Here is a 23,588-nt window from a genome sequence, read left to right as displayed (position 1 = left end):
CACGCCGCGACCGACATCTCCGACGGCCTGCTCGCCGACCTCGGGCACATCGCCGCCGCATCCGGCGTCGCGATCGACGTCTCGCGCGAGCTGCTCGAACCCGGCGCCGAGCTGCGGGCCGCCGCCGCGGAACTCGGGGCCGACGTATGGGAGTGGGTGCTCACCGGCGGCGAGGACCACGCCCTTGCCGCGTGCTTCCCGCCGCACGTGCCGCTGCCGGCGGGCTGGCGGCCCGTCGGCACGGTGCGCGAGGGCGGCGGCGTCACCGTCGACGGCCACGGCCGGCCGGGTCCCGGAGGCTGGCAGAGCTTCTCGAGATAGGTTTCACAGCATGGCTGTGTATGCGCTCGGCGACCGTGTGCCCGATATCCATCCCGACGCCTGGGTCCACCCCGATGCGGTGGTCATCGGCAACGTCACCCTCGGCGCCCGCGCCTCGGTGTGGCCCACCGCGGTCCTGCGCGGTGACTACGGCCGGATCGTCGTCGGCGCCGAGAGCAACATCCAGGACGGGACGATCATCCACTGCACCGCCGTCGACGCCACCGTCATCGGCGCCGGCACCGTGGTCGGCCACAACGCCCACATCGAAGGCTCCACCATCGGCGACGGCTGCCTGATCGGGTCCGGTTCGCTCGTACTCAACGGCTCCGCCGTCGGCGACGGGGCGATCGTCGCGGCCGGCGCGCTCGTGGCCCCGCGTTTCCAGGTGCCGCCGCGGTCCATGGCGATCGGCGTACCCGCGAAGATCCGGGAGGGTTACGAGGTGCCGGAGGGCCACGTCGACGCCAACGCCAAGATGTACGCGGCGAACGCCGAGTACTACCGCAGCGCGCTGCGCAGGATCGACTGAGGGGCCGGGCACCACCGATGGCTGTACGACCCCTGCCGGAGATCGTCGAGGAAGGCTGGGCGCGGGCGCTGGCTCCCGTTGCCGCCGACATCGCCGCGATGGGCGACTTCCTGCGCGCCGAGAACGCCGCCGGACGCGGCTACCTGCCCTCCGGCGCGAACGTGCTGCGGGCCTTCACCCAGCCGTTCGACCGGGTGAAGGTGCTCATCGTCGGCCAGGACCCGTATCCGACGCCGGGTCATGCCGTCGGACTGAGCTTCTCGGTCGCGCCGGAGGTGCGTCCGGTGCCGCGCAGCCTGGCCAACATCTACCGCGAATACAGCGACGACCTCGGCCTGCCGACACCACCCAACGGCGACCTCACACCGTGGTCGGCACAGGGGGTGCTGCTGCTCAACCGCGTCCTGACGGTGCAACCCGGCCAGCCGGCGTCGCATCGGGGCAAGGGCTGGGAGAGCGTGACCGAGCAGGCGATCCGGGCGCTCGTCGCGCGCACCGCGCCGCTCGTCGCGATCCTGTGGGGCCGCGACGCGGCCACCCTCGAACCGATGCTCGGCGACGTGCCCACCGTGAAGTCGGCGCACCCGTCGCCGCTGTCGGCCTCCCGCGGGTTCTTCGGGTCCCGCCCCTTCAGCCGCGCGAACGCGCTGCTGACCGAGCAGGGCGGGGACCCGGTGGACTGGCGCCTGGCCTGAACGGGCGTGGCTCAGCCGCGGCGAATCGACTCGAAGTCGGGGCGCCGCTTCTCGACGAACGCGTCGACACCCTCGATGCCGGTCGGGCCGTTCGCGGCCGCCGCGATCGCCGCGGCCTCCGCGTCGAGCTGCTCGGACAGCGACCGCCCCGCCGAATCGGCGAGCAGTTGCCGGATCCCGGCGTAGGCGGCGGTGGGGCCGTTCGCGAGGGTGCGGGCCACCCGCATCGCCTCGCCGGGCACCTCGTCGTCGGCGACGAGGCGGCTGAGCACCCCGAGCCGCACGGCCTCGTCGGCGTTCAGGACACAGTCGGTGAGGATGATCTCCCGCGCCCGGGCGACTCCGACGATGCGCGGCAGGGTCCACGACATGCCGCCGTCGGGGGTGAACCCGATCGACGGGTAGGCCGGCCGCAGCTTCGTCGAGGGGCCTCCGAGCGCGATGTCGGCGTGCAGCACGATGCTCATGCCCGCGCCCGCCGCCCAGCCCTGGACGGCGGCCACCACGGGCACGCGGGCCGCGTCGAGGGCGCGGACGAAGTCGTGGAACAGGCGTGCGACGTCGCCGACGAACTCGCCGCGGTCGGGCGCGGAGGCGAAGGCGCGGACGTCGCCGCCCGCGCAGAAGTTGGCACCCTCACCGACGAGCAGGACGGCGCCGACCTCGGGGCCGGCGGTGCGCAGGGCCTCGATGCCCTGGGCCATGCCCGCGGGGGAGAGGGACGTGCCGCGCTCGGCGGTCGCCACGGCGATGCGCAGGACGCCGTCCTCGAGGCGGACGTGGGACAGTACTGATTCGGTCACCCGGGGCACCCTACCGGTCGCCCCGCCCGGCGGGTACGGGGTCACGGCGACGATGGCGGAACACGACGAGGCCCCGGCGTCGCAACGCCGGGGCCTCGTATGCCGAACCGGGGATCAGCCGCGAACGACCTTGCCCGCCTTGAGGCAGGAGGTGCACACATTGACCTTACGCGTGTTGCCCGGGGCAACCTGAGCGCGCACGCTCTGGATGTTCGGGTTCCAACGACGGTTGGTACGCCGGTGCGAGTGCGAGACCGACTTACCGAAGCCGGGGCCCTTGGCGCATACGTCGCAGACGGCAGCCATAGTCGCGAACTCCTTGGTGAGTAGTGGATATTTTCGTGTCTTCGTCGGCCTGCGAACACGAGGAGGCGTCCGCCATCCGTGCGAGGCAACCCTGCAAGCGTAGCGGGTGGGGGTGGCAATGGCCAAACCGGCCGTCCGACGGGGGCACCGCTACCCTTGCGTCACCGGTTGCGTGGTGGCGAAGGGGGGAAGCAGGTGCTCGAGGTCGGGGAAGCAGTCGACGGGACTGCCCTGCGCCGATGGGTGGATCTCGGGTTGCGGGCGCTCGCCGAGCGCCGCGACGAGATCAACAGCCTCAACGTCTTCCCCGTCCCCGACGGCGACACCGGTACCAACCTGCTCGTCACCCTGCGCTCCGCGGCGGCCGAACTCGACACCTCCGCGGCGGACGCCGAGGACGTCGCCACGATCGTCGGCGCCCTGGCGCGCGGCGCGTTCCACGGCGCCCGCGGCAACTCCGGTGTCCTCCTCGCGCAGATGCTGCGGGGCCTGGCCGACGCCCTCGACGGGGCCGTGGTCGTCGACGGCGCCGCACTCGGGCGCGCCTGGCGGCACGCCGCAGACCTCGTCACCCGCGCGCTGAGCTGCCCCGCCGAGGGCACCATCGTCAGCGTGCTGCACGCGGCCGCCGACGGCGCGCACGCGGCCGGCCGCTCCGGTTCGCTCGTGACGGTGGCGACCGCAGCGGCCGACGCCGCCGCCGAGGCCCTGCAGCGCACCACCGCGCAACTCGACGTGCTGGCCGAGGCCGGCGTCGTCGACGCAGGGGGCCTCGGTCTGCTCCTGCTGCTCGACGCGTTCGTCGAGACGGTGTCGGGCCGGCGTCCGGACCGGGCACCGATCGCGACGTCGAAGCCCGGCGCTCCCGCCCGGCACGGCGGGCACAACGGGCACGAACCCCGCCACGGCGGCGATCAGGACTTCGAGGTCATGTACTTCGTCGAGGGCTCCGACACCGCCCGCATGGACACCCTGCGTACCCGCCTCGACGCCCTCGGGGACTCGGTCGCCGTCGTCGGCGACGGCGCCGGCACCTGGTCCGTGCACGTGCACTGCTGCGACGCGGGCGCTGCCGTCGAGGCCGGCCTGGAGGCCGGGCGGCTGCACCAGGTCACCGTCACGTGCTTCGCGCTGGAGGCACAGCAACGGATCGGCGTCGGCCCGGTGGCTTCCGGGGCCGGAAGCCGCTCGGTGCTCGCCGTCGTGGCCGGCGACGGGGCAGCGGAGCTGTTCGAAGCCGAGGGCGCGGCGATCGTGCGGGCGGACGATCCGATCACCCGCCGGCACCTGCTCGACGCGATCCGCCGGCTGGGCAGCCGTGACGTGATGGTCCTGCCCAACGGTGCGCTGCCCGCCCAGGAACTCGTCGCGGTCGGCGCGGCGGCCCGCGACCACCGGCGCGAGGTGATGTTCCTGCCCTGCTCGTCGATGGTGCAGGGACTGGCGTCGCTTGCGGTGCACGACCCGGGCCGCGAGGCCGCCGACGACGCCTTCGCCATGTCCGAAGCGGCCGCCGCGACCCGGTGGGGCTCGCTGCGCATCGCGAACGAGCGGGCCCTGACCTGGGTGGGAACGTGCGAGCCGGGGCACAGCCTGGGCCTGTCGGGTCATGATGTCGTAGTCATCGAGCATGATCTGGTGACGGCGGGAGCGTCGCTGCTCGACAAGGTGCTCGCCGCGGGCGGAGAGCTCGTGACGATGCTCGTCGGCTTCGACGCGCCCGACGGACTCGCCGAGCGGCTGACCCGGCACGTCAACGACCGCCACCCCGAGGTGGAGGTGCTGGTGTACCACGGGGGACAGCGCAGCGACCTGCTGCAGCTCGGTGTGGAGTAGCCGGCACAGGAACAGTCGGACGCCGGCCCCCCGGCGTCGATCGGAGCGGAGAGGACGGCAGTGGCGACCTTCGCGGACCGACTCGATCATCTTCTCGGCCGCAAGACCGCGGATGCACTCGCCGACTCGTTCGGCATGACCACCGTCGAGGACCTGCTGCGCCACTATCCCCACCGGTACGCCACCCAGGGCGCCGAGCTCGGCGACTCGCAACCGGTCGAGGGCCAGCACGTGACGATCATCGCGCGGGTGGCCAGGGCCGACGAGGTGCGGATGAAGAGCCGGCCCGGCACCCGGCTCGCCGTCGTGCTCGAATCGGACCGGCAGAAGATCGACGTGACCTTCTTCAACCCGCAGAAGGTCAAGTACAACATCAAGCCCGGGGTGCGCGGCATGTTCTCCGGCACCGTCAAGTACTTCCGCGACAAGTGGAGCCTGGCCCACCCGAGCTACATCATCCTGCCCGAGCCTCGCGGCCCCGAGATCGGTGGCGCGGCCCCGCGGCCCACCCGGGTGCGCGGCGCCGGCGCGCTCGCCGGCATGGCCCGCAGTGCCCAGGGCGACGGCGGCATCGACATGTCGATCTTCGATCGGGCCCTCATCCCGATGTACCCCGCAACCCGCGACGTCGAGTCGTGGACCGTGATGCGCTGCGTGCGGCAGATCCTCGATCAGCTCGAGACCGTCGACGACCCGCTGCCCGAGTGGGTGCGTGGCGAGCACGGCCTGATCGGGCTGGACGAGGCGCTGCGCCGCATCCACCTGCCCGACGACCGGGACGACGTCACCGCCGCCCGGGAGCGCCTGCGGTTCGACGAGGCCGCGGCGGTGCAGCTCGTCCTCGCCCGGCGCCGCCACGACGTCGCGGTGCGCACGGCCCCGGCGTGCCCGCGCCGCAGCGGCGGTATCGCCGACGAGTTCGATCGCCGGCTGCCGTTCGAACTGACCGCCGGGCAGCTCGCGGTCGCCGACGAGATCGCGGCGGACCTCGCCGGATCGCACCCGATGAACCGGTTGCTGCAGGGCGAGGTCGGCTCGGGCAAGACGATTGTGGCGCTGCGGGCGATGCTGCAGGTCATCGACGCGGGACACCAGTGCGCACTGCTCGCGCCGACCGAGGTGCTCGCCGCCCAGCATGCGCGCTCGCTGGCGAAGATGCTCGGCGATCTCGCCGCGGCGGGCGAACTCGCCGCCCACGAGCTGGCCACCAAGGTCACCCTCGTGACGGGCTCGATGAGCGCGGTCCGCAAGCGGCAGGCCCTGCTCGACATCGTGAGCGGCGACTCGGGGCTCGTGATCGGCACCCACGCGCTGATCCAGCAGGGCGTCGAGTTCTACGACCTCGGCCTCGTCGTCGTCGACGAACAGCACCGGTTCGGCGTGGAGCAGCGCGACGTGCTGCGCAACCGCGGCCGCGACGGTGCCAGCCCGCACGTGCTGGTCATGACGGCGACACCCATCCCGCGCACCATCGCGATGACCGTCCTCGGCGACCTCGAGGTGTCCACATTGCGGGAACTGCCCCGCGGCCGGTCGCCCATCACCAGCCGGGTCGTGGCGGCGAAGGTGCATCCCAGCTGGGTGGCGCGCGCGTGGGAACGCATCGGCGAAGAGGTCGCGGCGGGCCGCCAGGCGTATGTGGTGTGCTCGCGCATCGGCGACGGCGACAGCGACGAGGACGCCGACCTGGTCGGCTTCGACGAGGCGGAGACGACCGGCGGGCGCGGGGGCAGGGGCAAGCCGCCCGAGACGAAGTCGGTGCTCCAGCAGTTCGAGGAGCTCGCGGGCGGCCCGCTGGCCCACCTGAGGGTCGGGTTGCTGCACGGGCGACTGCCCGCGGACGAGAAGGACGCGGTGATGCGCGACTTCGCCGCCGGAGACATCGACGTGCTGGTGTGCACCACCGTCGTCGAAGTCGGCGTGGATGTGCCCAACGCGACGGTGATGGTGATCGTGGACGCCGACCGGTTCGGGGTCAGTCAGCTGCACCAGCTGCGCGGCCGGGTGGGCCGGGGCGGGCATCCGGGGCTGTGCCTGCTCGTGTCGGATTCGAAGCCCGGCGCGCCCGCCATGGCCCGCCTCGAGGCCGTCGCCGCGACCACCGACGGATTCGCGCTCGCCCAGCTGGACCTGCAGCAGCGCCGCGAGGGCGATGTGCTCGGTGTCGCCCAGTCGGGCACCACCTCGACGCTGCGGATGCTCTCGCTCGTCGACGACGTCGAGGTCATCGCGGCCGCGCAGGACTTCGCCCGCGCCGTGACCGACCGCGATCCGCGGCTCGAGGAACACCCCGGTCTGGCCCGCATGGTGTCGGCCGCGCTCGACACCGAACGGGTCGCGTACCTCGAGAAGTCGTGAGGTTACGTTCCGCGCACGCCGGGCGCGGCGCCGTTGTGAGGTGACGCCCGCCGCACCCGCGACGTTTCCGGCACGTTAAGGATCCCTCGACCTGCATCGTTTCAGTCGGACAAAGACGTGCATCCGTCCCACGATCTGGGATGCGGACGCCGAACGGAGTGTTACGTCGCGGTACCGTCGTCCAATGTTCTCCAAAGTGCTTGTCGCCAACCGAGGCGAGATCGCGATCCGCGCGTTCCGCGCCGCCTATGAACTGGGTGCCGGGACCGTCGCGGTGTTTCCGTACGAGGACCGCAATTCCCTGCACCGGCTCAAGGCCGACGAGGCCTACCAGATCGGGGAGCAGGGACATCCGGTCCGTGCGTACCTGTCCGTGGCGGAGATCGTCGCCGCCGCGAAGAAGGCCGGCGCCGACGCGGTCTACCCCGGCTACGGTTTCCTGTCCGAGAACCCGGACCTGGCGGCGGCGTGCGCGGCGGAGGGCATCACCTTCATCGGTCCGTCGGCGCACGTGCTGGAGCTGACCGGAAACAAGGCGCGGGCGATCGCGGCGGCCAAGGCGGCGGGTCTGCCGGTGCTGGCGTCGTCGGAGCCGTCGGCCGATCTCGAGCAGTTGCTCGCGGCTGCCGAGTCCATGGAGTTCCCGATCTTCGTCAAGGCCGTCGCCGGCGGCGGCGGGCGTGGCATGCGGCGCGTGGCCGAGCGTGGCCAGCTGCGGGAGGCGATCGAGGCGGCGTCCCGGGAGGCGGATGCGGCGTTCGGCGATCCCACGGTGTTCCTCGAGCAGGCGGTGGTCGATCCCCGGCACATCGAGGTGCAGATCCTGGCCGACGGCCAGGGCAATGTGATGCATCTGTTTGAGCGGGACTGCTCGCTGCAGCGCCGCCACCAGAAGGTCATCGAGCTGGCCCCGGCACCGAACCTCGCCCCCGAGCTGCGCGAGCGGATCTGCGCGGACGCCGTCGCGTTCGCGAAGCAGATCGGTTACAGCTGCGCCGGCACCGTCGAGTTCCTCCTCGATTCCCGCGGCAACCACGTCTTCATCGAGATGAACCCGCGCATCCAGGTCGAGCACACGGTCACCGAGGAGATCACCGACGTCGACCTCGTGCAGGCGCAGATGCGCATCGCCTCCGGTGAGTCGCTGACCGACCTGGGCCTGTCGCAGGACAAGGTCGCGATCCGCGGGGCGGCGCTGCAGTGCCGCATCACCACCGAGGATCCGGCCAACGGCTTCCGGCCCGACACCGGGCGCATCAGCGCGTACCGCACGCCCGGCGGCGCCGGGATCCGTCTCGACGGCGGCACCTCCGTCGGCGCCGAGGTCTCCGCCCACTTCGATTCGATGCTGGTCAAGCTTACGGCCCGCGGCCGCGACCTGCCCACGGCCGTCGCCCGCGCCCGCCGCGCGGTCACCGAGTTCCGCATCCGCGGCGTGTCGACGAACATCCCCTTCCTGCAGGCCGTGCTCGACGACCCGGACTTCCGGGCCGGGAACGTCACCACGTCGTTCATCGACGAGCGGCCGCAGCTGCTGACCGCCAAGACCTCCGCCGACCGCGGCACGAAGATCGTCGAGTACCTCGCCGACGTGACGGTGAACAAGCCGCACGGCGAGCGCCCGACGACGGTGTACCCGCACGACAAGCTGCCGAAGATCGACCTCGACGTCGCCCCGCCGGAGGGTTCGCGGCAGCGGCTGCTCGCCCTCGGCCCGGACGGCTTCGCGAAGGCGCTGCGCGAGCAGAAGGCCCTCGCCGTCACCGACACCACCTTCCGCGACGCGCACCAGTCGCTGCTCGCGACGCGCGTGCGCAGCAAGGATCTGCTCACCGTCGCCGGGCACGTCGCGCGGATGACCCCGCAGCTGCTGTCGATCGAGGCGTGGGGCGGCGCCACCTACGACGTCGCGCTGCGGTTCCTGCACGAGGACCCGTGGGAGCGTCTGGCGGCGCTGCGGGAGGCGATCCCGAACATCAACCTGCAGATGCTGCTGCGCGGCCGCAACACGGTCGGCTACACCCCGTACCCGGAGATGGTCACCCGCGCGTTCGTGCGGGAGGCCACCGACACCGGCATCGACATCTTCCGCATCTTCGACGCGCTGAACAACGTCGACCAGATGCGGCCGGCGATCGACGCGGTCCGCGAGACCGGCACCGCCCTGGCCGAGGTCGCGATGTCCTACACCGGGGACCTGTCCGATCCCGGCGAGACGCTCTACACCCTCGACTACTACCTGCGCCTGGCGGAGCAGATCGTCGAGGCCGGGGCCCACGTGCTGGCGATCAAGGACATGGCCGGGCTGCTGCGCGCACCCGCGGCCGCCACCCTGGTCTCGGCGCTGCGCAGCAACTTCGACCTGCCGGTGCACGTGCACACGCACGACACCCCCGGTGGTCAGCTCGCGACGTACCTCGCGGCGTGGCAGGCCGGCGCCGACGCCGTCGACGGCGCCTCCGCCGCGCTGGCCGGCACCACCAGCCAGCCCGCGCTGTCGGCGATCGTCGCCGCGGCCGCGCACTCGGAGTACGACACCGGTCTGGACCTGCAGGCCGTGTGCGACCTCGAGCCGTACTGGGAGGCGCTGCGCAAGGTGTACGCGCCGTTCGAATCGGGCCTGCCCGCCCCGACGGGCCGGGTGTACACCCACGAGATCCCCGGCGGGCAGCTGTCGAACCTGCGGCAGCAGGCCATCGCGCTGGGTCTGGGCGACCGGTTCGAGGAGGTCGAGGCCAAGTATGCCGCGGCCGACCGGATGCTCGGCCGGCTGGTCAAGGTCACTCCGTCGTCGAAGGTGGTCGGTGACCTCGCCCTGCACCTGGTGGGTTCCGGCGTCGCCAGCGACGAGTTCGCGGCCGACCCGGCCCGCTACGACATCCCGGACTCGGTGGTCGGATTCCTGCGCGGTGAGCTCGGCACCCCGCCCGGCGGGTGGCCCGAGCCGTTCCGCTCCAAGGCCCTCGAGGGCCGCGGCGCCCCCAAGCCCGAGGTGCCGCTGACCTCCGAGGAGGAGAAGGCGCTCGACGACACCTCCAGCGAGCGGCGCGCCACCTTGAACCGGCTGCTGTTCCCCGGCCCGACCCAGGCGTTCCTCGAGCACCGGGACCGCTACGGCGACACCTCGGAGCTGTCGGCCAACCAGTTCTTCTACGGTCTGCGCCGCGGTGAGGAACACCGGGTGCGCCTGGACAAGGGTGTCGAGCTGCTGATCGGGCTGGAGGCGATCTCCGAGCCGGACGAGCGCGGCTTCCGGACCGTGATGTGCATCCTCAACGGGCAGCTGCGCCCGGTCTCGGTGCGCGACAAGTCCGTCGCCAGCGAGGTTCCGGCCGCGGAGAAGGCCGACCGCAACAACCCCGGGCACGTCGCCGCGCCGTTCGCCGGCGCCGTGACCCTCCTCGTCGCCGAGGGCGACCGCGTCGCGGCCGGTGACACCGTCGCCACCATCGAGGCGATGAAGATGGAGGCCGCGATCACCGCGCCGCGTGGCGGCACCGTCACCCGCGTCGCCCTCGCCGGCGTGTCCCAGGTGGAGGGCGGCGACCTGCTGGTCGTCGTGTCCACCGAGGAGAGCGCGGAGTGATCGGACGGTTCTCCGGGACGGTGCGATGACCCGGATCGTGGCCGGCCGGGCCGGGGGGCGGCGCCTGAAGGTGCCGCCCCGCGGGACCCGGCCCACCTCGGAGCGGGTCCGCGAGGCGCTGTTCAGTTCGCTCACGGCCCGGATGGAGCTCGACGGCGCGTCGGTGCTGGACCTGTACGCCGGCTCCGGCGCGCTCGGGCTCGAGGCGCTGTCCCGGGGCGCCGTCCACGCCTTGCTCGTCGAGTCCGACGCGCAGGCCGCCGCCGTGATCCGCCGCAACATCACCGAACTCGGTCTGCCGGCGGTGCTGCGGGCTGCGCCGGTCGCCGCCGTGCTCGGCGGTGCCCCGGACCGGGTCTACGACCTCGTGCTCGCCGATCCGCCGTACGCGGTGACCGAGCAGGCGGTGTCCGCGATGCTCACCGCCCTCGTCGACGGGGGCTGGGTGGGGGAGGGCTCGGTGGTGGTGCTCGAACGCTCCTCCCGCTCGCCGGAGACGGTGTGGCCGCAGGCCCTCGAACCGGACCGCGTTCGCAAGTACGGCGAGACCCGGATCGAGATCGCTACCTGCTACGGTTCGGACTCATGAGCAGTGCGGTCTGCCCCGGTTCGTTCGACCCCGTGACCAACGGCCACCTCGACGTCATCTCTCGGACTGCCGTGCAGTTCGACGAAGTGACGGTGACCGTCGTGATCAACCCCAACAAGCAGGGAATGTTCTCGGTTCCCGAGCGCATCGAGATGCTCACCGAAGCCACTGCCCACCTGGGCAACGTGCGCGTCGACTCCTGGCAGGGCCTGCTGGTGGACTATGCACGCGCCCACGGCATCACGGCCATCGTCAAGGGCCTGCGCGGCGCCAACGACTTCGACTACGAGCTGCAGATGGCGCAGATGAACCACAAGCTCACCGGCGTCGACACCCTGTTCGTCGCGACCAACCCGGCCTACAGCTACCTGTCGAGCTCTCTCGTCAAGGAGGTCGCCACCTACGGCGGCGACGTCGCCGACATGCTCCCGGCGACGGTGCACAAGCGGCTGCTCGCGCGGATCGCGGAGCGCACAGCGGCGAAGCGCTGATCCGGCACAGCGGCGAAGTGCTCATCCGGCACAGCGGCGAAGTGCTCATCCGGCACAGCGGCGAAGCGCTCATCCGGCACAGCGGCCGAGGCTGACCCCGCCCGTTCGATCGCCGACACACCGGGTCCGCGATGCGCGACTCCGGCGGCACCTGCGGCAGACTTGCATCCGGCGGCGGTCGCACCGGCCGCGCCGGGACGACGATTGGGGTGGGGCGTGTACCGGGTATTCGAGGCACTCGACGAGCTGGTCGCGATCGTCGAGGAAGCACGCAGTGTCCCGATGACCGCGAGCTGCGTGGTCCCACGCGGCGACGTACTGGACCTGCTCGACGACGTCCGCGACGCGTTGCCGGCCGAACTGGACGACGCGCAGGACGTCCTGGATCATCGGGACAAGCTCATCGGCGACGCGCGGGCCCAGGCCGACAAGACCGTCGCGGACGCCGACGCGGAGGCCCGCGAGACCCTCGACAACGCCCGCGCCGACGCGGACCGCATGCTCGCCGACGCGAAGGCACAGGCGGACCGGATGGTGCAGGAGGCCCGCGCCCACGCCGACGATCTGCTGCGCGACGCCCAGGCCGAGGCCGACGACACGATCGCCGACGCCAAGGAGCAGTACGAGTCCGTGACGGCCCGCGCGCAGGCGGAGGCCGACCGCATGATCGAGGCGGGCAAGGCCTCGTACGAGCGGTCGGTCGCCGACGGCGAGGCCGAGCAGGCCCGTCTGGTGTCGCAGACGGAGGTCGTGCAGGCCGCCCACGCCGAATCCGCGCGGGTCATCGATGCCGCCCACGCCGAGTCGGATCGGCTGCGGTCGGAATGCGACGAGTACGTCGATTCCAAGCTCGCCGAGTTCGAAGACGTGCTCGGCACGACGTTGCGGTCGGTGGGCCGCGGCCGGCAGCAGCTGCGGACGGGCGCCGGTGTGCCCGACTACACGGAGGCCGAACGCCGGTCCGAGCGGCGCCGCTGACGCATCCGGCTCCCGCGCCGGGCGATTTCGTCGCGCCCGGGTCCGTCGCGTATCGTGGAGTGGTTGCCCAGTCGCCCCGTGGGGGCGGCGTCCGTCACCTGGAAAGAGGAAGAAGCATTCCCGTGTCTGCCCGCCGTCACAGCCCCCAGCATCCCGACCGGGATTCGGGTCTCGTGCTGGACGTACGCTCGCTCGGACGCCGTCCGGGCTCCATGCGCACGGTCCACACGGTGGTACCTGCGCCGTTGCGGATCGGACTCGACTCGATCGCGATCGAGGAAGGCACGGATGTGGAACTCGATCTCCGGCTGGAAGCGGTGTCCGAGGGGGTCCTCGTCACCGGGACCGTCCGTGCCGATACAGTCGGCGAGTGCTCGCGCTGCCTCGAGCCCTTCGAGGACTCGGTGGAGCTGTACCTGACGGAGCTGTTCGCCTACCCGAACAGCGTCACGGAGCAGACCACCGACGAGGACGAGGTCTACCGCCTGGTGGACGACACGATCGACCTCGAGCCGGTCATCGTCGACACCGTCGGACTGGAGCTTCCGCTGCGGCCGTTGTGTAGTGACGACTGTGCGGGACTGTGCCCCGAATGCGGCATTCGCCTGGCGATTGCGGAATCCGGGCACGGGCATGAGAGAATGGATCCTCGCTGGGCTGGGTTGGCAGCCGCTTTCGGCGCAGGCTCCGAAGAACCCAGCAGTGCATCCGACAGCAAGAACAACGAGGAGAAGTAGACGTGGCCGTCCCCAAGCGCAGAATGTCGCGTTCGAACACCCGGTCGCGGCGGAGCCAGTGGAACACCACTGCGCCGACGCTCGTCACCTGCCCGAACCGCGGCTGCGGCGAGAAGAAGCTGCCGCACGTGGCGTGCCCGTCCTGCGGCACCTACAACGGCCGTCAGGTGACCGCTGCCGTCTAGTTCTCGAATTCTGAGACATCGTGACGAGCGATTCGACCACCGCATCCGAGGGCGGCGAAGGGGAACACGCGTCCCTTCTCGCCGCCCTCGGTGTCGATGTGGATCCGGAGCTGCTGACGCTTGCGCTCACGCACCGCTCCTACGCGTACGAGAACGGTGGCCTGCCGACCAACGAGCGTCTCGAGTTCCTCGGCGACGCCGTCCTCGGCCTCACCGTGACCGAGAAGCTGTACCTGTCGCATCCGGACAAGTCCGAGGGTGAACTCGCGAAGATCCGGGCGTCGGTGGTGAACATGCACGCCCTCGCCGAGGTCGCGCGGTCTCTCGGTGACGGCGGCCTCGGGCCGCACCTGCTGCTCGGCAAAGGTGAGGAACTCACCGGTGGCCGCGACAAGCCCAGTATTCTCGCGGACGGCATGGAGTCGCTGCTCGGCGCCGTCCACCTGCAGCACGGTATCGACGTCGCACGCACCGTCGTGCTGCGCCTGTTCGCCGAACTCCTCGAGCGGGGTCCGCGGCTCGGCGCCGGTCTCGACTGGAAGACGAGCCTGCAGGAGCTGACCGCGGAACGAGGCGTCGGCGTGCCGGCGTACGAGATCACCGCCACCGGCCCGGACCACGACAAGGAATTCACCGCGACGGTGATCGTCGCGGGCGACGCCCGCGGTGTCGGCGTGGGTCGGACGAAGAAGGAAGCCGAGCAGAAGGCCGCCGCCGCGGCCTGGCAGAGCCTGTCCGACAGCGACGCCACCCCCACCGGCGCCGCCGCCGACCAGAACTGACCCGACGTGCCCGAACTGCCCGAGGTCGAGGTCGTCCGCCGCGGCCTCGACGCGCACGTCCGCGGCGCCACCATCGAGTCCGTCCAGGTGCTGCACCCGCGTGCGGTACGCCGTCACGAACCCGGCCCGCGGGATCTCGCGCTGCGGCTGACCGGGCAGACCGTGGCTGCCGTCCAGCGCCGCGGCAAATACCTGTGGCTCGTCTTGGGACCCGCCGACGTCGCACTGGTCGTCCATCTCGGGATGAGCGGGCAGATGCTGGTCCAGCCGCCGGCGGTGCCGGACGAGAAACACCTGCGCATCCGCGCCGTTCTCGACAACGGCGCCGACCTGCGGTTCGTGGACCAGCGCACCTTCGGAGGCTGGGCCCTCGCCCCGCTCGTCGAGGTCGACGGTGCCGTCCTGCCGGAGCCCGTCGCGCACATCGCCCGCGACCCCCTGGATCCGGCGTTCGACGCGGCCGCCGTGGTGAAGGTGCTGCGCGGCAAGCACACCGAGATCAAGCGCGTCCTCCTCGACCAGACCGTCGTGTCCGGCATCGGCAACATCTACGCCGACGAATCGCTGTGGCGGGCCGGCGTGCACGGCAACCGCGCGGCCGACCGGCTCGGGGGGCCGACCCTGCGGCGGCTGCTCGACGCGGCCCGCGACGTGATGGGCGAGGCGCTCGCCCAGGGCGGTACCTCGTTCGATGCCCTCTATGTCAACGTCAACGGCGAGTCCGGATACTTCGACCGGTCGCTGAACGTCTACGGCCAGGAGAACCTGCCGTGCCCACGGTGCGGGACGCCGGTGCGGCGGGAGAAATTCATGAACCGCTCGTCGTTCAGCTGCCCCCGGTGCCAGCCGCCGCCACGGGGCGCACGGCGAGCCTGACTTCGGCCGTCCTCCGCGGCCGTCGAAGCGGTGAATCCGTCCCGCGATCCCTGCCGACCGTGCACAGTGGGAACGGCGGAGGAGGACGCACATGCGAACATCGAGGAGAGTCGTACCGGCTGCCGCGGCGGCGCTGGTAGTGGCACTCGCGGTCGTCGGATGCGGCACCGACGACTCGTACCCGAGCGAGTCGGCGCAGACGACCACCGAGGCAGCCCGGGAAACGGCCCCGCCGACCGGCACGGCCGAGTCCGAGCCCGGGCCGGCGGGTACCGAGACGCAGGGCACCGAGGCACAGGGCACCGAGACGACGGATGGAATCCCGGCCTATCAGCCGTCGACGCTCGTCAGCCGGGCGATCGGCTCGGCCGTCCTGACGACGTCCGACCCGATCGAGCAGGTCAGCACCTTCTACCTCGACTTCGTGGACCGGGAGGGCTGGCAGACGGTCTCCGAGAGCGTCACTCCCTACAGCACGAGTCTCACGATCAGGAAGCCGGGGAAGGGCGCCTCCATCTCGGTGTCCTCGGGCGGGGACGGGACGCTGGTCTCGATCAGCACCTATCCGTCACCCTGATCCGTCGCCCTGACGGGGCATCCCGGCTGTCTCGGCTCGGATCCGGGCGCCGGGTGGGATACGGTGGAACCGGTGCGCCGGGAAGTCTGGTCGGCAGACGACGACTGCTGCCCGACATCCGAGGACATTCGATGACGACACCCTTCGCCCGCCTGCCGTTGCTCTCCCGTGGATCGTGGGAGGAATCCAAGCGGGTGGCCGAGATTCTCCGCAAGGAGACCGTCGGTGGTGTCCTGCTGCTCATCGGCGCGCTCGCGGCCCTGGTCTGGGCCAACACCCCGTGGTCCGACGCCTACCACAGCCTCCGCGACACCACGGTGGGGCCGTCCGCGCTGCACCTGGACCTGTCACTCGGGACGTGGGCGGCCGACGGTCTGCTGGCCATCTTCTTCTTCGTCGTCGGCCTGGAACTCAAGCGTGAGTTCGTCGCCGGCGACCTGCGGGACCTGCGGCGCGCCGCCGTGCCGATCACCGCAGCGGTGGGAGGGATGGCGGTACCCGCGGCGGTGTTCGTCGCGGTGAACCTGCGCGGCGGAGCGGACGCGCTGACCGGATGGGCGGTGCCCACCGCCACCGACATCGCCTTCGCCGTGGCCATCCTGGCCGTCATCGGGACGCATCTCCCGGCGGCCCTGCGCACCTTCCTGCTCACGCTCGCCGTCGTCGACGACCTGCTCGCCGTCACCGTGATCGCGGTGTTCTACACCGATGAGCTCGACCTGGCGTATCTCGGGCTCGCGATGCTCCCGCTGCTCGCGTTCGCCGTGGCGGTGCAGCGCGGCATCCGGGCCTGGTGGCTCCTGGTGCCGCTGGCGGTGCTCACGTGGTTCCTGGTCCACGAATCCGGTGTCCACGCCACCGTGGCCGGCGTCCTGCTCGGTTTCACCGTGCCCGTCGCCCGCAGGACGCGCACCGGCACGGAGGCTATGGCCGAGCAGTTCGAGCATCGGCTCCGGCCGCTGTCGGCCGGGGTCGCCGTCCCGATCTTTGCGTTCTTCGCCGCCGGCGTGACGATCGGTGGCCTCGACGGCCTGGGTGAGGCGCTCCGCGATCCGATCTCGGTCGGTGTCGTCGCGGGCCTCGTGCTCGGCAAGGTCGTCGGGATCTTCGGCGTCACCTACCTGATGGCCCGGTTCACCCGCGCCCACCTGGACGAGGGACTGAGCTGGCTGGACGTGCTCGGCGTCGCGCTGCTCGGCGGCATCGGCTTCACCGTCTCCCTGCTGATCGGAGACCTCGCCTACGGCGCCGGCACCGTCGCGGCCGACCACGTGAAGGTTGCGGTCCTCGTCGGCTCCCTCACCGCGGCGCTCGCCGCGTCGGTGGTGCTCCGCTCCCGGAACCGCGCCTACCGCAGGATCGCGGAGCTCGAGTCTCTCGACGAGGACCAGGACGGGATCCCTGACGTCTACCAGCACTGAACCCGGCGGGGCCTGCACGACCCAGTTCTGTGCGGGAGGAATCGGCGCCGGTCGGCGATTCCCTGGGCGGAGTGATGTCCCCCACCTAGAATGGGTGGACGGACATCGCGGCCGCATCGTGTGGACCCGGCCCCGTCCACCGGCCGCCGCGGTGCATGCGGGCGATCGGAGGTGGACGTGCATCCCTCCGAACCAGGGCGGTTGCTGCCGCGCCGGGCGCATCGGGCGATCGTCGCCCTTCTGGTCCTCTTCGCTCTGCTGATCGCCGGACCCCGGCTGATCGCGGTGTACACCGATTGGCTCTGGTTCGGAGAGGTCGGCTACCGGGAAGTGTGGGGCACCATCATCGTGACCCGGTTGGTGCTGTTCGCCGCGGTCACGCTGGTGGTGACCGGTCTGCTCTTCGGGGTGACGGCGTGGGCGTACCGATCGCGACCGTTGTTCGCCGTCGGCCCGGACGATCCGATCGAGCGGTACCGGATCGTGGTGCTGAGGCGCCCGAAACTGTTCGCGATCGGTATCCCGTTGCTGCTGGGACTGTTTTTCGGCCTGAGCGCACAGAGTCAGTGGGCCAGAGTGCAGCTGTTCCTCCACGGCGGATCATTCGGTAGCGTCGACGCGCAGTTCGGGTACGACGTCGGGTTCTACGTCTTCGACCTGCCGTTCTACCGGCTCGTGCTGACGTGGGCGTTCCTCGCGCTGTTCCTGGCACTCGTGCTCTGCACGGCCACCCACTACCTTTTCGGGGGACTACGGCTGCCGTTCGCAACCGGCGCCGGGGACCGTCGTGGTGCCACCGGCGCGGCGGGTGCGACGACGCGCGCCGCCCGAATCCAGATCGCCGTGCTCGCCGGGAGTTTCGTCGCGCTCAAGGCGGTCGCGTACTGGTTCGACCGCTACCAGCTGCTGTGGAGCGGCCGGAAGGAACCGACGTTCACCGGGGCCGGATTCACCGACATCAACGCGGTGCTGCCGGCTCGCCTGATCCTCGTGGTGATCGCCGTGCTGTGCGCGGCAGCGTTCTTCGCTTCGATCCTGCTGGACGACCTGCGGGTGCCGTTGATGGCAACCGCGCTGCTGGTCCTGTCGTCGATCGTCGTCGGTGGGATCTTTCCGGCCCTCACGGAGCAGTTCTCGGTGCGCCCGAACGCGGCCGATCGCGAGAGCCCGTACATCGAGCGCAACATCGCCGCGACCAGGCAGGCGTACGGGATCGAGGCCGATCGCGTCGAGTACCTCGACTATCCCGGGGTCGGAACCCGGCCGCCGCGCGAGATCCCGGCCGACGTCACCACGATCGCCAACGCCCGGCTGCTGGACCCGAACGTGCTCTCGAGGACCTTCACCCAGCAACAGCAGCTGAAGAACTTCTACGGTTTCACTCCGCAACTGGACATCGACCGGTACACCATCGACGGGGAGGTCGGCGACTACATTGTCGCCGCCCGAGAACTGTCCCCGAAGAGCCTGAGCGGCAATCAGACCCAATGGATCAACCGGCACACCGTCTACACCCACGGCAACGGATTCGTGGCGGCGCCGGCGAACCGGGTCAACGCCGCCGTCCGGGACGCAGCCGCGGCCGGAAGCGGCAGCGACAGTGGATACCCCATCTACACGGTCAGTGACATCGCTTCCCAGGCTTCCGGTCGGCAACTGATCCCGGTCGAGCAGCCGCGCATCTACTTCGGCGAGCTGATCGCGGCGTCGGACCCGGACTACGCGATTGTCGGCGGGTCCGCCGGTGCGGCGCCGCGCGAGTACGATACGGATACCTCGCAGTACACCTACACCGGCAGCGGGGGCGTGCCGATCGGAAGCTGGATCAACCGGCTGGCGTTCGCGGTCCGGTACGGCGAGCGCAACATCCTGTTCTCCGGCGCCATCGGAGCGGACTCGAAGATCATCTTCGATCGCGATCCGAAGACCCGCGTGGAACGGGTCGCGCCGTGGCTCCGCACCGACGGCAATCCGTACCCGGCGGTCGTGGACGGACGGATCGTCTGGATCGTCGACGGGTACACCACCCTGGCGCACTACCCGTACGCCCAGGCCGGCGCGTTGCCCGACGCCCACGTCAGCGATACCGGCCGGCTGCTTCCGGGTGAGCCCGTCTCCTACATCAGGAACTCGGTCAAGGCCACCGTGGACGCCTACGACGGCACCGTCACCCTCTACCAGGTGGACACGAACGACCCGGTGCTCGCGGCGTGGATGGGGGCCTTTCCCGGCGCCGTGCAACCGCCGGAATCGATCACCCCGGAACTGCGCTCCCACTTCCGTTACCCCGAGGACCTCTTCGGTCTTCAACGGGACCGGCTCGCCAAGTACCACGTCGACGACCCGCGGGAGTTCTTCACCAACAACGCGTTCTGGTCCGTCCCCAGCGACCCGACCTCCGAGGCCGTGGGGTCGCAGCCGCCGTACTACGTGCTGGTCGGTGACCGGGAGAGCGCGGCACCGTCCTTCCGTCTCGCCAGCGCGATGGTCGGGTTCAACCGCGAGTTCCTCTCCGCCTACATCTCGGTGAACTCCGACCCGGACGGCTACGGCCGGATGGAGGTGCTGCAGCTGCCGACCGACACACAGACCCAGGGGCCGCAACAGACCCAGAATTCGATGATCTCCGACACCCGGGTGGCCTCCGAACGCACCCTGCTCGAGCGGTCCAATCGGATCCACTACGGCAATCTGCTGACGCTGCCGATCGCGGACGGCGGGGTGCTCTACGTCGAGCCCCTGTACACCGAACGCCTCACCAGCACCGCCGACGGTTCGACCTTCCCGCAACTGTCGCGAGTGCTGGTCAGCTATCGCGAACCCAGCGCCGGCGGCGTCCGCGTCGGATACGCACCCACCCTCGCCGAGGCCCTCGACCAGGTCTTCGGTGCGGGGACGGGCCGGATGGCGACGGCGCCCGGCGGCGACGCCGCGACCCCGCCACCCCCCGATCCTGCGGCGACCGCTCCGCCACCCGAGGAGGGCGCGACGGTGCCGCCGCCCACAGCGCCGCCCGCAGAGCCGACCCCGGAGCAGCTCACCGATGCCGTCCTCGAACTGAACAGCGCCCTGGCGGATCTGCGCGACGCCCAGCGCACCGGCGACTTCACGTCGTACGGCGCCGCACTCGACCGGCTCCAACGTGCCATCGACAACTTCCTGGCCGCCGGGGGCAGCCTCAACTGAGGGCTCATGCCCTCGTCCGGTCCGCGGCCCGTCCCTCGGTCGGGCCGGGCTGCGTTCCACAGCCGCCGTCCGGCCTCCCTCGGTCGGCCGCCCGGCGACGATCGAGCTTCGGTCCCTGGGGGAGTCCTAGTGCACGAGGGCGAGCCGGCGCCACGACCACAGCGTCAGGCCCGCCGAGACGGCAGGAATGACGAGGGCGAGCGCGAGTTGCGGACCGGTGACGGAACCGGCCTGCGGTCCCGCCGCCCACAGGCCCGGAGCCGAGAACGGGAACCAGCCGCCCGCTCCGGCCATGACCGCCATCTGGGCGACGACCACCACGGCGATGATCGTCCCGACCGCGGGCAGGTATCCCCGCGCAACGGTGGCGACCCAGGCGCAGGGGAATGCGAGTCCCGCGGTGAGCAGGGCGACGGCGAGGAATCTGCCCACGAGCGCCGGCGTCCCCGGGTCGAGGGGCTCGTCGTCGACGAGCGTTCCCGCCACCACCGCCAGTGCGGCGCCCAGCGCGAGGCTGGTGGCGGCCGCCCACGACAGCAGGATCAGCAGCTTTGCGGCGGCGAGGGCCGGGCGGGAGACCGGCGCGGCCCACAGACCGGTGATCGTTCCGTCGGTGAACTCGCGGCCGAAGACCCAGCCGATGACCACACCGAATCCGAGAAGCCCGCCCACCGAGACGATGGTGTCGGCTGCGGCGAACAGTCCCGCTCGGCCGCCGTCGCCGACGATGGTCTGCGCCTTACCCGCCATCACCGCGTTGGCACCGTGCACGGACTGCAGGGTCAGCACGCACATGGCCACCACCCCCGTCGTGAGAAGGGCGGTGGTGACCCATACGGGGCGTGCCCGCCGGAACTTGGCCCACTCGACCGTCAGCGCGGCCCGGATCTGCTCGGAGGTGGTCATCGTCGCGCCTCGCTGTCGCGGTACACCAGGTCGAAGAACTGCCGCTCGAGATCGATTCCGTCCGGGTCGAGGGAGCCGACGACGCGTCCCTCGTTGACGGCTGTGATGCGGTCGGCCACGCGGGCGACCTCGTCGAGATGGTGGCTGGACACCAGCGTCGCCGCGCCGCGCTCCCGGCTGCGCTGCAGCAGCGTGCGCAGCAGCATGATCCCGGCCGGATCGAGCGCATTGGTCGGCTCGTCCAGGATCAGCACATCCGGGTCCGCGATCAGCGCCGCGGCCAGACCCAGCCGCTGCCGGTTGCCGAGGGAGAGTTTCCGTGCGCTGGTCCGCGCCCACCGGGACAGGACCAGTTCCTCGATCCACCGGTCGGCCGCGGCGGTGGCGCCCGCCGCGGACAGGCCGGCGAGGCGGCCCGCGATGCGCAGGTTCTGCGCGACGGTCAGTTCGGGATAGGCCAGCGGTGTTTCGACCAGGTGCCCGACGCCCGTCCAGTGCCGCGCCGGCATCGTCGACGGCGCCAGGCCCCGCACGCGGACGATTCCGTCGTCGGGCTCGATCATGCCGAGGAACAGGCGCATCAACGTCGTCTTTCCCGCCCCGTTGAGGCCCACGAACGCGTGTACCTCGCCCGCCCGCACCTCGGTGGTGACGCCCTCGAGTACCGGCGCGGAGCCGTAGCGTTTGCACACGTTCCGGCACTCGAGCACGACGTCGCCGACCTCGGTCACGGCACCTCCCGTGGCTGCCGTGAGGGACGGGCCTCCGGTGCGAGCTGGTGCAGGGCCGACGCAATCCGGTTGCCGAGAGCCTCGTCGCCGGTTTCTGCCCAGTCCGTCAGCGCCGCCATGAGTGCGCCCATGCAGGCCCCGGCGGCCACTGCGGCCTCGAGTCGTCGTGTCCCCGGTTCGGCGAGCGCGGCGGCGACGGCCTCCTGGGTGCGCAGGGTGTTCTCCCACATCCGCGCGCGCAGCCGGGGGTGTGCCGCGACGATCCGCAGGCGAGTGCGCACGTCCCCGAGATCCGTCTCGGGAATCAGCGCCCAGGCGTCGAGGATCCCCCGGCACGCCCGTTCCAGCGGGCTCCGGTCCGCCGGCTGCGCGGCCACGGCGTCCGCAATGACAGGGTCGTAGGGATCATCAAGCAGAACAGCGTCTTTGGATGGAAAGTACCGGAAGAAGGTCATGTGCGACACCCCGGCGGCGGAGGCGATCCGGTCGACGGTGACGGCGTCGTAGCCGTCCTCGGTGAACAGCTGCACCGCCGTTGCCTGGATGCGCTGCCGGGTCCGCTCGGACTTGGACACCCCATAATGTTAGCCACTAACAGTTCGGGCGATCAAGGGGTGTGCCGCCACTGCCCGGTCCACCCGGCGGGTTCTCACGTACTCACGACGTCGCGCTTCCGGAACGCGGCCAGCCCTGCCGCCGTGACGAGCGCGGTGAGAACGACGAGAGCGACGAAGGAGCCCGCGGCGAACGGTTCGAGCGGCATCTGCCGGACATGGTTCAGCGGGGAGAGGACGCCGGCGCTGTCGGGCAGGTCGAGGATCGGTCCGAAACTGCCCACCAGGTAGCCGTAGACGACCAGCACCCAGACCAGATCGAAGGCGCGGGGGGCGAGACCGAACAGCGCCGCTCCGATCGCCGCGATGCCGAGGACGGCGGGGGCGTATCCGAGATGCGCCCATACCGATGCGGGCACCCGAGTCGGCTCCCCGGTGGACGCCGCGGCCCCGAGCCCGGTCCCCACGCCGGCGAGTGCCAAGAGTGCCACCACGCCCAGAGCGGTCACGGACAGCCCCGCTGCCATCCATCCGGCACGGCTCGTAGCTGTCGCCAAAACGGGCTCGATCCGGCCCGACTGCTCCTCGCCCCGCAGGCGGCGGACGGACAGGATCGCGAAGCAGGAGGCGAGGAAGGCCGTCGTGTATCCGGTCAGGCCCAGGAAGCCGTCGACGAGATTCGCGGCCGAACCACCCATGAGCGCAAGAATGTCCTCGGGCAGGTTCGCAAAGCTCTCGGCGATCGAGCCGGTCAGGGAGCCGTAGAACAACCCCATCAGCGCCAGGCCCGCGCCCCACCCGGCGATGCTGCCGCGCTGCTGCCGTAGCGCCAGGGCGAACGGGTTCGCCAGCGCCGGTGCCGCCTCGGCCCGGCCCGGCCGTGGCGGCACCAGTCCGGCCCCGAGGTCGCGACGGTCCACGACACGGTACGCGGCCGCCGCGGCGGCCGCCGCGAACCCCAACGACAGGGCCAGCGGGCCCCATCGCGGATCGACGAATGCTCGCGTCTGCTGCGACCAGGCGACGGGGGACAGCCAGGACACCGCGCTGCCGTGCCGCTCCAGGACGTCGCCGACGCCCCGCACGACGAAGGCCGTTCCCAGCGCCGCTGCGGCCAGTCCTGTGGCGGTGCGCCCGT

21 protein-coding genes and 1 pseudogene are annotated in these 23,588 nt (G+C 71.2%); 16 read left to right on the top strand and 6 right to left on the bottom strand.

Annotation, left to right across the window (positions count from 1 at the left end; genetic code table 11):
* The 3 genes and pseudogenes from CQZ88_RS07950 to CQZ88_RS07940 all read left to right on the top strand — a co-directional run.
* Window positions 1–321: pseudogene (locus CQZ88_RS07950) on the top strand (thiamine-phosphate kinase); the annotation flags it as partial.
* 10 nt (window positions 322–331) lie between these two features.
* Window positions 332–853 (top strand): gamma carbonic anhydrase family protein, encoded by a 522-nt coding sequence (locus CQZ88_RS07945; protein WP_006938031.1) that lies wholly within the window; start codon window positions 332–334, stop codon window positions 851–853.
* Between the two features lie 17 nt (window positions 854–870).
* Window positions 871–1,548: a uracil-DNA glycosylase gene (locus tag CQZ88_RS07940; RefSeq protein ID WP_006938032.1), complete on the top strand. Its 678-nt coding sequence runs from the start codon at window positions 871–873 to the stop codon at window positions 1,546–1,548.
* Between the two features lie 11 nt (window positions 1,549–1,559).
* On the opposite strand, the gene CQZ88_RS07935 is transcribed toward CQZ88_RS07940, so the two are convergent.
* Complete coding sequence (locus tag CQZ88_RS07935; RefSeq protein ID WP_029543161.1) at window positions 1,560–2,351, bottom strand: enoyl-CoA hydratase-related protein; 792 nt, start codon at window positions 2,349–2,351, stop codon at window positions 1,560–1,562.
* 114 nt (window positions 2,352–2,465) lie between these two features.
* Window positions 2,466–2,657: a 50S ribosomal protein L28 gene (gene rpmB, locus CQZ88_RS07930; protein WP_003939060.1), complete on the bottom strand. Its 192-nt coding sequence runs from the start codon at window positions 2,655–2,657 to the stop codon at window positions 2,466–2,468.
* A gap of 195 nt (window positions 2,658–2,852) precedes the next feature.
* Here rpmB and CQZ88_RS07925 point away from each other — a divergent pair, with 195 nt between their 5' ends.
* The 13 genes from CQZ88_RS07925 (at window position 2,853) to CQZ88_RS07865 (ending at window position 20,259) form a co-directional block, all read left to right on the top strand.
* Window positions 2,853–4,493, top strand: coding sequence for a DAK2 domain-containing protein (locus tag CQZ88_RS07925; RefSeq protein WP_006938035.1), 1,641 nt, complete (start codon window positions 2,853–2,855; stop codon window positions 4,491–4,493).
* 60 nt (window positions 4,494–4,553) lie between these two features.
* Window positions 4,554–6,851, top strand: a complete 2,298-nt coding sequence (gene recG / locus CQZ88_RS07920; RefSeq protein WP_102799542.1) for an ATP-dependent DNA helicase RecG — start codon at window positions 4,554–4,556, stop codon at window positions 6,849–6,851.
* A 184-nt stretch (window positions 6,852–7,035) separates the two neighbouring features.
* Entirely contained in the window at window positions 7,036–10,437 is a 3,402-nt protein-coding gene (locus tag CQZ88_RS07915; protein WP_006938037.1) for a pyruvate carboxylase, read from the top strand.
* The gene (gene rsmD / locus CQZ88_RS07910; RefSeq protein WP_255326740.1) at window positions 10,340–11,026 is read left to right on the top strand and encodes a 16S rRNA (guanine(966)-N(2))-methyltransferase RsmD; all 687 of its coding nucleotides are present in this window, start codon (window positions 10,340–10,342) and stop codon (window positions 11,024–11,026) included. Before CQZ88_RS07915 ends, rsmD begins: the two co-directional genes overlap by 98 nt.
* The gene (gene coaD, locus CQZ88_RS07905; RefSeq protein WP_006938042.1) at window positions 11,023–11,517 is read left to right on the top strand and encodes a pantetheine-phosphate adenylyltransferase; all 495 of its coding nucleotides are present in this window, start codon (window positions 11,023–11,025) and stop codon (window positions 11,515–11,517) included. The genes rsmD and coaD overlap by 4 nt, the downstream gene beginning before the upstream one ends.
* Window positions 11,518–11,733: 216 nt before the next feature.
* A complete protein-coding gene (locus tag CQZ88_RS07900; protein ID WP_006933622.1) occupies window positions 11,734–12,495 on the top strand; it encodes a DivIVA domain-containing protein in 762 nt (253 codons plus the stop codon).
* A gap of 122 nt (window positions 12,496–12,617) precedes the next feature.
* A complete protein-coding gene (locus CQZ88_RS07895) occupies window positions 12,618–13,232 on the top strand; it encodes a DUF177 domain-containing protein (RefSeq protein ID WP_006933624.1) in 615 nt (204 codons plus the stop codon).
* A gap of 2 nt (window positions 13,233–13,234) precedes the next feature.
* The gene (rpmF, locus tag CQZ88_RS07890) at window positions 13,235–13,417 is read left to right on the top strand and encodes a 50S ribosomal protein L32 (protein ID WP_003939052.1); all 183 of its coding nucleotides are present in this window, start codon (window positions 13,235–13,237) and stop codon (window positions 13,415–13,417) included.
* A 20-nt stretch (window positions 13,418–13,437) separates the two neighbouring features.
* Window positions 13,438–14,199: a ribonuclease III gene (gene rnc, locus CQZ88_RS07885; protein WP_029543170.1), complete on the top strand. Its 762-nt coding sequence runs from the start codon at window positions 13,438–13,440 to the stop codon at window positions 14,197–14,199.
* Window positions 14,200–14,205: 6 nt separating this feature from the next.
* Window positions 14,206–15,075 carry a bifunctional DNA-formamidopyrimidine glycosylase/DNA-(apurinic or apyrimidinic site) lyase gene (gene mutM, locus CQZ88_RS07880; RefSeq protein ID WP_006933632.1) on the top strand — a complete coding sequence of 290 codons (870 nt, stop codon included), beginning with the start codon at window positions 14,206–14,208 and terminating at the stop codon, window positions 15,073–15,075.
* 91 nt (window positions 15,076–15,166) lie between these two features.
* Window positions 15,167–15,652 carry a hypothetical protein gene (locus CQZ88_RS07875; protein ID WP_006933635.1) on the top strand — a complete coding sequence of 162 codons (486 nt, stop codon included), beginning with the start codon at window positions 15,167–15,169 and terminating at the stop codon, window positions 15,650–15,652.
* A gap of 194 nt (window positions 15,653–15,846) precedes the next feature.
* Window positions 15,847–17,073, top strand: coding sequence for a Na+/H+ antiporter NhaA (nhaA, locus tag CQZ88_RS07870; RefSeq protein ID WP_037201635.1), 1,227 nt, complete (start codon window positions 15,847–15,849; stop codon window positions 17,071–17,073).
* A 171-nt stretch (window positions 17,074–17,244) separates the two neighbouring features.
* Window positions 17,245–20,259, top strand: a complete 3,015-nt coding sequence (locus CQZ88_RS07865; protein WP_102799543.1) for a UPF0182 family protein — start codon at window positions 17,245–17,247, stop codon at window positions 20,257–20,259.
* Window positions 20,260–20,385: 126 nt separating this feature from the next.
* On the opposite strand, the gene CQZ88_RS07860 is transcribed toward CQZ88_RS07865, so the two are convergent.
* From CQZ88_RS07860 to CQZ88_RS07845, 4 genes are all read right to left on the bottom strand, one after another.
* Entirely contained in the window at window positions 20,386–21,165 is a 780-nt protein-coding gene (locus CQZ88_RS07860) for an ABC transporter permease (RefSeq protein ID WP_043800038.1), read from the bottom strand.
* Window positions 21,162–21,896 carry an ABC transporter ATP-binding protein gene (locus CQZ88_RS07855; protein WP_006933645.1) on the bottom strand — a complete coding sequence of 245 codons (735 nt, stop codon included), beginning with the start codon at window positions 21,894–21,896 and terminating at the stop codon, window positions 21,162–21,164. Before CQZ88_RS07855 ends, CQZ88_RS07860 begins: the two co-directional genes overlap by 4 nt.
* Window positions 21,893–22,471 (bottom strand): TetR family transcriptional regulator, encoded by a 579-nt coding sequence (locus CQZ88_RS07850; protein WP_006933647.1) that lies wholly within the window; start codon window positions 22,469–22,471, stop codon window positions 21,893–21,895. The genes CQZ88_RS07855 and CQZ88_RS07850 overlap by 4 nt, the downstream gene beginning before the upstream one ends.
* A gap of 74 nt (window positions 22,472–22,545) precedes the next feature.
* The coding region (locus CQZ88_RS07845; RefSeq protein ID WP_374703813.1) for an ABC transporter permease at window positions 22,546–23,588 on the bottom strand (1,043 nt) is incomplete at its 5' end.

The organism is Rhodococcus sp. ENV425 (assembly GCF_002887785.1).
Taxonomy (GTDB): domain Bacteria; phylum Actinomycetota; class Actinomycetes; order Mycobacteriales; family Mycobacteriaceae; genus Rhodococcus; species Rhodococcus aetherivorans.
This window is presented reverse-complemented; position numbering and strand designations above follow the sequence as displayed.